9 protein-coding genes are annotated in these 13,404 nt (G+C 44.8%); 1 reads left to right on the plus strand and 8 read right to left on the minus strand.

The features are described from left to right. Nucleotides 1-386 precede the first annotated feature (386 nt). On the plus strand, nucleotides 387-1,781 hold the full coding sequence (locus PSM36_RS10675; protein ID WP_083711017.1) for a glycoside hydrolase family 140 protein: 1,395 nt from the start codon (nucleotides 387-389) through the stop codon (nucleotides 1,779-1,781). Nucleotides 1,782-1,802: 21 nt separating this feature from the next. Here the strand turns inward: PSM36_RS10675 and tal are convergent, their stop codons facing one another. From tal to lpdA, 8 genes are all read right to left on the minus strand, one after another. Beyond that, entirely contained in the window at nucleotides 1,803-2,759 is a 957-nt protein-coding gene (gene tal, locus PSM36_RS10680; RefSeq protein ID WP_076930883.1) for a transaldolase, read from the minus strand. Between the two features lie 53 nt (nucleotides 2,760-2,812). Beyond that, a complete protein-coding gene (locus tag PSM36_RS10685) occupies nucleotides 2,813-4,111 on the minus strand; it encodes a class II aldolase/adducin family protein (RefSeq protein ID WP_076930884.1) in 1,299 nt (432 codons plus the stop codon). A gap of 106 nt (nucleotides 4,112-4,217) precedes the next feature. Then, nucleotides 4,218-5,486, minus strand: a complete 1,269-nt coding sequence (locus tag PSM36_RS10690; RefSeq protein WP_076930885.1) for a zinc-binding dehydrogenase — start codon at nucleotides 5,484-5,486, stop codon at nucleotides 4,218-4,220. An 85-nt stretch (nucleotides 5,487-5,571) separates the two neighbouring features. Next, entirely contained in the window at nucleotides 5,572-5,919 is a 348-nt protein-coding gene (locus tag PSM36_RS10695) for a four helix bundle protein (RefSeq protein ID WP_076930886.1), read from the minus strand. A 45-nt stretch (nucleotides 5,920-5,964) separates the two neighbouring features. Next, the gene (locus PSM36_RS10700; RefSeq protein WP_076930887.1) at nucleotides 5,965-7,965 is read right to left on the minus strand and encodes an SDR family NAD(P)-dependent oxidoreductase; all 2,001 of its coding nucleotides are present in this window, start codon (nucleotides 7,963-7,965) and stop codon (nucleotides 5,965-5,967) included. Nucleotides 7,966-8,032: 67 nt separating this feature from the next. Beyond that, a complete protein-coding gene (locus tag PSM36_RS10705; RefSeq protein WP_076930888.1) occupies nucleotides 8,033-9,202 on the minus strand; it encodes a PHP domain-containing protein in 1,170 nt (389 codons plus the stop codon). Nucleotides 9,203-9,275: 73 nt separating this feature from the next. Further along, a complete protein-coding gene (locus tag PSM36_RS10710; RefSeq protein ID WP_076930889.1) occupies nucleotides 9,276-11,735 on the minus strand; it encodes an alpha-ketoacid dehydrogenase subunit alpha/beta in 2,460 nt (819 codons plus the stop codon). A gap of 151 nt (nucleotides 11,736-11,886) precedes the next feature. After that, nucleotides 11,887-13,239 (minus strand): dihydrolipoyl dehydrogenase, encoded by a 1,353-nt coding sequence (lpdA, locus tag PSM36_RS10715; protein ID WP_076930890.1) that lies wholly within the window; start codon nucleotides 13,237-13,239, stop codon nucleotides 11,887-11,889. Nucleotides 13,240-13,404: the final 165 nt, after the last annotated feature.

The following is a 13,404-nucleotide window of genomic DNA, read 5'->3' on the forward strand; positions in this document are numbered from 1 at the left end:
TTAAAATATTTATTTTCTATTTCATTAGATTTTTTCTTCGCTCAACATAGTAAAAACAAGTTTTTCCTCTGTATTCACTTATCGAAAAAATTCAAAGGTATCATATGGAACTCGCGATAATCATGAACTTGGGTAAAATCATTTTCATGCTCGTTTCATTGGAATTATATTAAATATCTTGTAAGTTCAATCGTATTATCATTTTTTTCATTTATACAAAAATATAGGTTTATAGCGTTAAAATAGGATATAATATTTGCATAAAAATGTATTATCTTTGCCGTCTATGTGGTTTTTTGAAGAAAATCATGTACATTTGCTTTGCAACATATGGCCACAACTTAAAATTTAAGGGATAACATATCTATTATCAACAATATACAATCATGAACACAAACTATAAGATCAGGGTATTATTTTTTGCTCTTGCACTCATTTTTTCTACGTATATTCTCCATGCCCAGGAAGATAAATGGCAAGGGAAAGCGGTTGATTTTTCACATGGCAGATTGGAAGTCCATCCCGACAAACGGTTTCTTTGCCATGCCGACGGCACGCCATTCTTTTACCTCGGTGACACGGCATGGGAATTGTTTCACAGGCTGGATGAAACGGAAATAGACACCTACCTTGAAAACCGAAGGGAAAAAGGGTTTAACGTGATCCAGGCAGTAATCCTTGCTGAATTGGACGGGCTGAACACTCCCAACAAAAACGGTGACCGGCCTCTTCTTGGCAACGATCCCCGTAAACCTAACGAGGCTTATTTTGCATGGGTGGATAAAGTGATACGTAAAGCCGCAGGAAAGGGAATGTATATTGGCCTGCTGCCTACATGGGGTGATAAAGTAGATGTTCAATGGGGCACAGGCCCTGTAATATTCGATACCGACAATGCTTATACTTACGGGCAATATTTAGGAGAACGCTACAAGGATTTCCCTAATATCATATGGATCAACGGAGGGGATCGCAGTGGTGGTGGCAGGAACAAAGATATTTGGGATGCCATGGCTAAAGGGATCAGATCGGCAGACAACAATCATCTTATGACCTTCCACCCGATTGGTGCGGAAACATCCGGAAGTTGGTTTCATGATTACGATTGGCTTGATTTTAATAGTTGCCAGACCGGACACGCCTATTATACCTACGATATTTTTGAAAAGTTGATTGCCGGGGATTATAACAGGCAACCCACTAAACCGGCTATCAATCTGGAGCCTTGTTACGAAGATCATCCGGTAAGAGGGCAACCTGAAGGTGTCGATCTTTGGTTCGATGAAAGCAATGTGCGGCATGCATTGTATTGGAGTCTGTTCAGTGGGGCATTTGGACATACTTATGGTTGCCATCCCGTATGGCAGTTCATGGCTCCTGGCTATACCCCGGTAGGAGGAGTCCGGAACAACTGGTATGATGTCCTTGACCTGCCGGGAGCCTGGGATCTGATACATGCCCGCAGGTTATTCGAATCATATGATTTTTTCAGCAGGCAACCCGATAACACCATTATTTTAACGCCACAAACAGAGAGCAAGGACTACGCCATCGCGACAAAAGGAGATGGATATGCATTGATATACCTTCCACATGGAAATAGTGTGGAGGTATCACTGGAAAAAATTTCCGGAACGAAAAAAATAAAGCTTATCTGGTTTAATCCCCGTACAGGTAAAAAAACCGGGATAGGTGCCAAGGCAGCCAAAGGTTCTTTCGTGGCAACTCCGCCGTCATCAGGAAAAAATAACGATTGGATATTGATTATGGAAAGGTACTAAACGAATCTCTTCACCTGTCCCCTACAACCTTTTCGCCATTTGTTCCTCGAGTTTCTCTAAGTCTTTCGTGAAGTTTCTGATCCCTTCCGCCAGTTTTTCCGTGGCCATGGCATCTTCGTTTATCATCCACCGGAACGTTTTTTCATCGATGCTGATTTGTTCAATCTCAGATTGTCTGGCAGCCTCCTCGTTCAATTTCCGGACTAAGACACCTTCGGTATTCTCCAGCTCTTTGAGGAACTTTGGAGCAATAGTCAACAATTCACATCCGGCAAGTTCCACTATCTCTCCGATATTACGGAAGCTGGCTCCCATTACCTGGGTCTTATAACCAAATTTCTTGTAATAATTGAAAATCTTTTTCACAGAAAGCACTCCCGGATCTTCATGAGCGGCAATTTCCGTAACACCCTGTTCTTTTTTGTACCAATCCAGAATCCGGCCTACAAAGGGAGATATCAGACGAACACCCGCTTCGGCACACGCAACCGCTTGTGCAAAAGAGAAGAGAAGGGTCAGGTTACAATGAATTCCTTCTTTCTCAAGTATTTCTGCGGCCTTTATCCCTTCCCAGGTGGATGCGAGTTTTATTAATATCCGTTCTCTCGAAATCCCCGATATCTCATAGAGAGCTATCAATTCCCGGGCTTTGATCACCGACGCTTCAGTGTCAAACGACAACCGGGCATCTACTTCAGTAGAAACCCTTCCTGGAACAATTTCCAAAATCTTTAATCCGAAATTCACGGCCAACTTATCTATCGCTTTTGCCAATTGCCCGGATTTGTCGGTTAGCTGCGTTTTACCATAGGCAATAGCATCATCTACCAGCGAAGCATACTTCGGGTCTTGCGATGCAGTATAAATCAAAGAAGGATTCGTAGTTGCATCGACCGGTTTGTATGCTTCAATAGAGGCAAAATCGCCCGTATCAGCCACTACTTTGGTATACAGCTTCAACTGCTCTAATAAATTCATAGGTCATGATATTTAATCAACCATCATCAACCATCATCGAAAATGTATTATTGTCATTTTACATTAAACGCGATGCGCAGTTCGTCGATCTCCTTGTCACCCATGGGTTGCAAAGAACCGATCGAAGAGGCCATCACCAGCGAGTTAGCTGAAAATTCAGCTACTTCCAGATAGTCGAACGTATTCAACAATTTATCACCTGTCACAAAAACACTGTCGTTTTCTACCAGAATAACCCGATTGTGGTTAAACATTTTCGCCACACTATCCACATCATTATAGATCAGCCCGAAAGGAATGGAGGGGACATCCTGGAGGAAGATCCAACTTTCGGGGATTGTGCGTACATCAAATTTTGAGCCGCTCACCGCGTGTGCCATCAGATTCACCGATTGTGTGCAGATGATAGAGTTGATATGCGGGTTCAGCTGGTAAATACGTTGATGAAGGGCTACCGACCTGCTGGGTGTTTTTCCCGCTTCGGCCATACCGTTCTTTATCTGGACAATATCACCCGGCACAATATCCCATCGCGCCACATTACTTGGTGTAATCAGGAAATCGTCACCTCTCCAGCGTACGGATACCGTACCGTAAGTCGATATCATCATCCCCTGGTCACAGGCCCGGCGGATAATATTCACCATCTCCGTACGGATTGCCCGCTCATCGGAAGGATGATCAATATCCATAAAATGGGAAATATTGGTCGGTAAGTGATTTACATATTGCGACACCTGCTCATCACTCAGATAATTCACCTGCCCGAGTCTTTTGGCATTCACAATCGTCCGGCAACAAAACTCCAGCGTTTCAAACCGTTGATAGGCATCCATCATATCAGTCCCACCCAACACTATCCCATGATTCTCCATGATCACCGCCTTATAACGGGTATCCTTGAACTCAAAAGCGATTTTCTCGCCCAGATCCTCACTACCGGGAGTTCCATAAGGTGCAAATCCTATATCCCCGCAAATATTGTGTGCCTGAGGAACGATTTTGGTGTCGGGTACAATGCCGGCAATACTGAAAGCTACCAGCGCAGGCGGATGGGCGTGGATGATAGCGGTTATTTCAGGTCTGGCTTCATAAATAGCCTTATGGAAAGGGAGCTCCGAAGAAGGCTTATGTAACCCGATAATGGTTCCATCCCTCTTCACCTGCATAATATCTTTGGTAGTAAGCGACCCTTTATCCACTCCCGAAGGGGTAATCCAAATATCACCATTCTTATCCCTGATAGAGATATTCCCTCCCGAAGTAGTGGTCATCCCACGACTGTATATTCTTCCGATGATCACATTGATCTGTTCCACCGGATGCATTAAATTCACATCTAATTGTTTCATTTTTATTGAATAAAGAGTAAAATTGATTAGTAGATTTATCTATGTACTGATTAGCAGATTATAAACACTAATCAGCACATCATCAAATCAGTAAATTATCACATCATTATTTGCTGTTAGCCAGCAAATAAGCTTCCGCTTCTACGTTCCACAATCCCTTATGGCGACTACAGATAACAGCCAGTTCTTTAAAAAGTTCGTTGGTCCCACCAAGCTTTTCAAAGTCGGATATCGGAGTGAGCGGCATATCAATATGTGTATAGATCAGCTTCTTTCCACCCGGGATATTGGGCAGGTTGTTGGTCGCATCGGCTACTGCATTCAATCCACCAATATGGGTAATCAGTCCGGCTGGATCAAGTCCTTTACTCATAATATCGAGTGCTTCCACCATATCGTCGTTATTACCTCCACTGGTGCCGACAATATGTGTATAGGCATAATGTACATTGTAGAAATTGAACGTGGCGCTGAAATTGGGGTCACTGGGTCCGGCAAAGAAATTGAGGCAACCGTCGAATGCCAGTATAGCATCCCCCTGCTCTACTACCGGCCTGACCGGTGCAAAGACAAACACATCATCATAACCGGAATTACCACTCAGAGTTTTCAGTTCTTTCACCGGGTCTTCCATCGCACGGGTATTGATATAGTGGAGATCAATTCCCCTAGATGCGGCAAATTCAACCGTATAAATTGAGGCAGCTCTGTCTAACCGAGCCTGGTCTACATCGGTCACTACTAACAGTGATGGTTTACGGTCTTCACGATGGAGCACATAGTTGATAGCTGCAAGTCCCATTGGACCGACACCCGCAAGAATAGCCATCTTTCCTCCATCCACAATCTCCATCTTGTGCTTATAACTGCCGGGAGTAGTATGGTAGTTGGCATGCATCGCACCGATTACACAGGAGAGCGGCTCTGCCAGCGATGCAGGATAATATCCCTCACCCGTAAATTTCAATAAGCAGTCCTGCTCCATCACTTCGTTAGGAATAATCACATAGGTGGCATCTCCGCCGATATATTTGTAACTATAACCGGGAGCGCTCAGAATACCAACGGGGCCATTCTCGTAGTAGAGCGCCGGTTGAATGGAGAACTTATCCCCTGCTTTAAATTTATGAGCCCATTGGGAACCCACTTCCAGCAATTCACCGGCGAATTCATGACCGATGATAATAGGATTTTCCGCTACGTCATCGGGAATACGCTTGTGATCCGTCCCTTGTGAAGAAGCTTTATAGGATGACATGCACAATGAATCGGTCACCACTTTGGCCAGGATTTCATCCTCTTTGATGGGCGGCAAATCAAATTCTTCCAGACGCAAGTCTTTTTTGCCGTACAATCTAACTGCTCTCGTTTTCATATAATTATTGTTAGAGCCAAGAACCAAGATCCAAGAATCAAGACATGAGAGTCATGATTTAGGACGGTTATATGACAATTTTATACTATAAAGTGTCCTTGAAACCATTTATCATACGCTGCAATTCTGATAGTTTTTGTTGGAATTGTTCATATGTTTCAGCTTCAATATATGATAATTTAAAAGATACCAGTAACTCTGTCTCTAATTCATAAGCGGATCCAAGTGATATTTCAAGAAAACGTGCAAAATCTTTATTACTTGACTTTGCTGAACCTTCGGCAATATTAGTAGGTATGGAAACTGCAGCTCTTTGCATTTGAGTAACCAATCCGAAACGTTCAATTTGAGGAAGCCTATTGACTAGCCGGTATATATCAGCAACAAATTCCACTGATTTATTCCAAATATCTAATTTTTTAAAATTATGCATCTCAACTTGTCCTTTGTCTTGAATCTTGGTTCTTGATTCTTTTGTCTAAGAAAGCATCACCTGCCCGCCGGTAATCGGCAAAGCCTGCCCCGTCTCACCGCACTGCTCCATCAGGTAAAGGACTCCCTTGGTTACATCCTCGGGCGTACATCCTTTTCCCATCGGGACTTTAGATAAATAGAACGCTTTCACATCCTCTATAGTTTTTGCTCCCGGCACCTTACCTGCTTTCAGGTATTGCACAAAGAGCCCGTTTTCCGGATCACTCCAGAGGGGTCCTTCATAGAAGTTTCCGGGACAAATGGCATTGACTTTGATACGGTCTGGCGCCAATTCCAAAGCAAAAGACTGGGTAAGCCCGATACCCCCGAATTTCCCTCCTGCATAGGCAAAATTGGCTTTACTGCCTTGTAAACCCGACTTCGAATTAATCTGGATGATATCGGCATAATAATCGACATAAGCATACTTTGTCTGCAACTTCATGACCTTGCTGACCATTTTCGTGCAATAAAAATAGGCGCTGTAATTTATTTTGGTGACGAAATCAAAATTTTCCGGTGTCATATCATCCAGGCCACCAGCGCGAAGTACACCTGCGTTACTGATAAAGCAATCGATTGCTCCAAATTGGCACACCGTTTCGTGGATAAGATTCTCCAGGCTTGCTATCTCTGCCACATTTGTCTTTACGAAAAAAGCCCTGTTGCTTTTTACAATAGTATTGAATTTTTCTGCCGTCATTTTACCCACCTCTTCATTCAGGTCGGCAATCACAATATTAGCTCCTTCCTGTAACAGGCATCGTCCGATCCCCTCTCCGAAACCCTGGGCAGCACCGGTAATCACAATGGTTTTATTTTCCGCACGTCCCCGGGATATCCTAGCCGACACGCTACGACGATAATTCTCCACCTCCCAGTTGTCGATAAAATCTATCTGTTCCTGTGTCATTGGATGTGGACCTCCAAATGAATGGGCAAGATATGCGACCTTCATCGCATCTTCAAACACATCCAGAATGATATCGCACTGCCCGGCATTATCTCCTACGGCGACCAACCCGATCCCTTTTATCAGTATCACTTTAGGTTGGTAACCCAATTTATCCGTAAAAGCAGGAATTACTTTCTGTGCCTCTTCCAACACGGCTTCGGGTGTCTCATCGTTCAGGAAAATATAATTCGATTTGCAATAAACAATGGCATCAGGCGTAAATGGTTTGGCAATATCCCGTTGTTTACCGGGATTGTCGTAAAAATATTTGATCAGTTCGTTTTTGCGTACTTTCAACGTTTTCAATCCGTTGCTTGATAGCATCATCCTCAATGCAGGCAGGATCTCTTCTGTGCAGTGACAAGTCTTTCTTTCTCCCATAAGTAACGGAGTAGAAACTGCCTGTTCCAGCTTTTGAAAGATTTCAGCATAGATCGATTGGATCTCGGCAATAGTATTCGCCGCGACAAAGATACCATGATTTTGCAGCCAGATTGCCTGCGGCTCCTCACCATAAGCCGACCGATATCCTCTGATCCGGTCATAGACCTTTTTAAAAAGCACATAGCCCGGATCAGTATATTCCACATACAATGCTTTTTCACCGAAAAGCCGTTTCAATTCAGCTTCCGCATTCTGTGCACACATCAACCCGTTCACTGCTGTCGGATGCAGGTGTACCACAAAAGGATAGTCGATTATATTGTGCATCGATGTCTCCACCGAAGGACGTCTCCCCTTAGTGAGGGTAGCTTCGGCCAGATCATTCTTCACCTGCTCTTCCCTCTCTGCCGGATCTGTACTATATATTTTCTCCGACATGCTGTCGAGTTTATTTCTGTCGAGCACTGCAAATCCCTCTTCGGTTATTGTAGCCAATGCAGCACCACTGGCCTTCACCCATATCTTTTCTTTGTTCTTGAAGGATGTATTACCACCACCGGCAATCACAAAACGGCTGTCCTGCCCGTAAAAACGTGATATATAAATTAAATCCCGTATTCCAAAAATATCGTTCCCAGGGAGAAAGGTTTGAGAATGCTGTTCCATCTTTATCTGTTTTTATATGTATCCTGTTTCGCTAATCTTATGATGATTGACACTAAAGCAGAGACCTCTAGATATTTTGTGGAGACCCGCTGCTTGCAATGAGTCGCTCTCCTAAAACTTCCAATTCATGCCGCTTAGATCGATCGGCATTACCATCCTCGTCTATGTATCCGTTCAATCCCTGCTTCACCAAGTGTTGGTGGGCAGCGATGACACATGCACCTTTGTAGTTAATTTCCATAAGCCTTTCGGTCAAAGGCGCTCCTCCCCGGGTGAATAGTTCAATTGGTTCCATAGCAGGGGTATTATGCTCACTGCCGAAAGTCACCACAAAACCTTGCTCATAGAGATAATCGGCATATTTTTCCAAAAGCCTGACATCATTGCGCGTTGTGATAAATTCCACTGAATGGAATCCTCTTTCGGCAAGTTGTTTTGCCACCCGCTCCAAGTCATTCTCAAAATCGGTATAATTTCCATTCGCATCATCCGCCAGGAAGGGATAAGTAGGGATACCTCCGGCAGCAATGATAATTTTCTGGACAGTTTCCATCGGGAGGAAAGCAGTAGCCTCTTCCGGTACGAAGGCAGCCCCACCCGCTTTCAGCAGGTTACCACGTATCTCGTTCTCCACTGCAGCATGGTTATCTACTGATGACTTCAGCGTCTTTCCGTCGAAGAGCAACTCCAACAATTCCTTTATGCGAGTTTCATCATTGTCACAAGCATCATAGACACTTATGCGCAATGCTTTTGCCAGATGGCGTTCACGCACTTGTCCTTTTGTCAACTCATCAGTTATCTGTTTGAGGTCAAGCTCAAAATCACAGTTTTTGCGTCGAAGCAATTCATTCAGTTTTCCACACATCGCCTCGACCTGTCGATTGGCTTCATCCCGTACGTCAGATAATATGGTTGCGTAGGGTTCCTCCAATCGGAAAGGATGTGACAATCCTTTTCCGCTCAGATAGGTACGCCCCGGATTTGCAGGATCGTTCACGCGTAGTCCCGCTTTTTGGTCCTCCTCATTCAGGCTGATAAATTCGATACCGAAAAGCGGGTATAACTGCCGCTTATGACAACCATCGGCCCATTCCGGATATCCTTCCGTAGTGTAGAAATCGTTTATCCCTACCACTTTTACCTCCTCGGCAACTGCCCTGTCCAGCGCGTCATCCACATCGGAAAACGCACTGAACGAGTAAGGCGTATGCATATGCACGTTTACTTTCACCATCTTCAAATCAGTAAATCATTACAACATCACATCAACAAATCATCACTACTTGTCCCGACTTGTCGGTATCAACTCAGACTCCTTTTTTCGCCCTTCTGATAAATTCCGCATCCGTAAAATTCTGTACCGGAATATAATCCCTCAAGGGCAGGATTCGCTCGTTGATCATATCCAGGAACCAGCTTGGCTGGGGGAAGAAAGACTCTTCAAGTTCAAATGCGGGAGTGATCCAGTTGCGTGAACCTAACACACAGACGGGGGCATCGAGATAGTCGAACGCAAGCTGACTGATATTGGCTGCGAGATCATTGAGGAATGAACCACGTGCGGTAGCGTCTCCGGCAACAATAATTTTTCCGGTCTTCTTCACCGATTCCAATACTTTTTCATAGTTAAATGGTACCAACGAGCGGGCATCTATCACTTCTGCGCTCATACCGTATTTGTCTTCCAGTTCCTTCGCGGCTTCTAAAGCCGGATAGAGGGTATAGCCAATGGTCAGGAACGTAATATCCCTACCCTCTTTCTTCACATCCGGTTCGCCAATAGGTATTTCGTAGTAACCGGCAGGAACACCTCCTTCATGGAACTGCTCACCTATATCGTATATACGTTGGCTTTCAAAGAAAATCACAGGATCGGTACCCTGCAATGCGGCATTCATCAATCCCTTGGCATCATAAGGCGTCACGGGGAAGCACACTTTCAAGCCCGGGATATGGGCTACAAGCGACGTCCAGTCCTGCGAGTGCTGCGCACCATATTTAGATCCCACCGATACACGAACAACCATCGGCATCTTGAGTACATTACCGCTCATTGCCTGCCATTTGGGCAACTGATTGAAGATCTCATCACCTGCACGGCCGATAAAGTCGCAATACATGATCTCCGGAATCACCCGTCCGCCACACATGGCATAACCGATAGCCGTACCAACGATGGAGGCTTCCGCGATAGGAGAATTGAAAAGACGGTGATAAGGCAATGACTCGGTCAATCCGCCATAAACAGCAAACGCACCACCCCAATCACGATTCTCCTCACCGTAAGCGATCAAGGAAGCATCTTTATAGAAACGATCGATAATCGCCTCAAAGAGGCCATCGCGCAAATGGAACTGCTTCATCTTACTGAAAGGCTTGCCTTCGGCATCGAAAGCAAAACGTTCCTTGTTTGCAATCTTTTTTACCCTTGGGTTTTCTTCCAGCGGGATCAATACTTCAGGTTTGGCGTCGGAAAAACTATCCACTGATCCATTGGAAAACATCATATCACCGATCACCTCAGGATTTTCCATCTTTGGGGAAATCTCATCATCAATCGCTTTCAAGAACATTTCATTAACCAATGCGCGTATATTGTCGGAAATCGAGTCGAGGTCGGCCTGTGTAGCTACTCCCGCTTCCAGTAACTGTTCACCATAGCTGCGGATACAGTCCTGCGATTCCCATGCCTCCACCTCCTCTTTGGAACGGTACGATGACGCATCGGAAGGAGAGTGTCCACTGTAACGGTAAGTGAGGACATCCAGTAATACCGGGCCTCTCTTTTCTTCAATTATTTCACGTTTACGTTTATAGGCATCTATTACCGCCAACGGATTATAGCCGTCCACCCGTTCCGCATGCATCTGCTCCGGATTCACTCCGGCCCCGATACGGGCAGCGATACCATAACCCATCGTCTCACCACAGGTCTGGCCACCCATACCGTATTGGTTATTCATTATATTGATGATCACAGGAAGACCACCCTTCATGTCACCTTCCCAGAGTTGCTTAAACTGATCCATCGCGGCAAAGGTGATACCTTCCCATACCGGGCCGCACGCCATGGAAGCATCGCCGATATTGGCCACAACCAGTCCGGGCTTACGGTTCACTTTCTTGTACAATGCGGCACCGACAGCTATATCTCCCGACCCACCCACGATGGCGTTGTTGGGATAGACACCGAACGGAGTGAAGAAGGCATGCATTGATCCTCCTAACCCCTTATTGAAACCGGTCTTCCGGGCAAAGATCTCGGCCAATGTACCATATACCAGAAATCTTTTTGCCAGTTCTTTGACCGATCCTTCAAAATCTTTTCTCACGATCTCATAGATCACACCATCAAAAAAATTCTCCATGATATCCATGAGCTGATGGTCATCCAGTTGATGGATGGCTGACATTCCTTTGGCCAGGATTTCGCCATGTGAACGGTGGCTCCCGAAAATAAAATCGTCCACCGTCAGCGTCCAGGCCATACCCACTGCCGACGATTCCTGTCCGATAGACAAGTGAGCGGGACCGGGATGATTATAGGGAGTACCGTTGTATTCTCCCTGCGTCTTGATCAGATTCAACATGGTTTCAAATTCACGGATCAATACCATATCATGGTAAATCGCCTTGAATTCCTCTGTGGTAAAATTCTCTTTTTCATCTTGTACCGTTTTCTGGTACTGGTTGACAGGTATCGGTTGAAACTCCACAAAGCCGGGTTTGCGTGCTTCGGTCGGATCTATAAGTTGAACTTTGGGCATTTTATCTTGATTTATTAATTTGCTAATTTATTGATTTGAAGATTATACTACACTCAGAAGTCAAGAAGTATAGAAAAGAGAAAATTTAGAAGTTTTAGTTCTTAATTCTAAGTTCCAAGTTGTAAGTTGTAAGTTCTAATACTCCTTTCCACTATAAAAAGACGGTTTCTTTAATAATCTCACTCACGGTAGGATGCGGAAAGACCACTTCTTGCATCTCTTTCAGCGTCATTTCCTGTTCAATAGCGATACAGGCTCCGTAAATGATTTCGCTGACGGGATTACCCAGCATGTGTACGCCGATCACCTCGCCATGCTTTTCACCGACCAGCACTTTGCACAGTCCGCTTCCTCCCTCGTTTTCAGCGACAAAACGTCCGGCATAGGCCATGGGCAACTTGGCTACCTTATAGGCAATATTTTTTGCCTTGGCCGACTCTTCGGTCTCTCCTACTCCGGCCACTTCCGGATTAGTATAAACCACGCCCGGAATAGCATTATAACGCATGATATCGCTTCTACCGGTAAGGTTATTGACCACTACCTCACCCTCACGACTTGCCGTATGGGCCAGCAATGAGAAGCCGGTCACATCTCCTGCTGCATACACACCGGGAACATTGGTGCGCATCTTTTCATCCACCTTGATGCCACCTCGTACTAACTCCACACCCAGGTTTTCCAGGCCGAATCCTTGCGTAACGGGGCGACGGCCGACACTCAACAGTATCTTTTCACCTTCTATGGTGTCGGTTTTTCCCTCTTTCTCAAAAATGACCTTGTTTCCGTCGACCTGTGTCACTCTCGCGTTGAGATGGAATGTAATACCCTTCTTGGTATATATCCCACGGAGCATGGCCGATATTTCAAAGTCGAGTCCTCCAAGAATTTCGGGAAGCATTTCTACAACAGTAACATTTGTACCCAGACTATTGTAGAAACTGGCAAACTCCATACCGATCACCCCTCCGCCAATGACGACAAGCGATTCCGGCCGTTCGGTTAATTCCAGTATCTCACGATTGGTAACAATAACCTCCCCTGCTTCCTGCAGTCCGGGTATTGGTGGTACAGATGCCTCCGATCCTGTACAGACAAGAAGATTCTTTCCAATATATTTTTCACCATTACTGGTTATCTCAATCCCCTCCGATGAGCGTCCGTTGATAACGGCTTCTCCCTTTATTACCGTCACTTTATTGGCTTTCATCTTGCTTTCCACACCAAGTACAAGTTTACGTACCACTTTCTTTTTACGGGAGACCATTTTTCCGTAATCAAAACGGATATTATCTCCAAAAACACCATAGAGATCCCCGTGCAAAGCGTTTTCATAAGTCTTGGCACTATAAAGCAGTGTTTTGGTGGGAATACAACCTTCATTCAGACATACCCCACCCATCGCTTTTTTCTCAAACAGTATCACATTCAATCCTTTATGTCCGGCCCGTTCCGCCGCAACATACCCGGCAGGGCCTCCACCGATAATCAGTAAATCGTACATAATATTTTCTTTAGAGCCAAGAACCAGGAATCAAGAGCCAGGATTATAAAGGCTATATTCAGACCGGTTACCGGCATAATTTATTATTTAAAACATTTCTAAAACCATTTACCATATATAACAACCAAGCACCCAACAATTCATTAAAACTTTGTATCTTTTGTC

It is taken from the genome of Proteiniphilum saccharofermentans (assembly GCF_900095135.1).
Taxonomy (GTDB): domain Bacteria; phylum Bacteroidota; class Bacteroidia; order Bacteroidales; family Dysgonomonadaceae; genus Proteiniphilum; species Proteiniphilum saccharofermentans.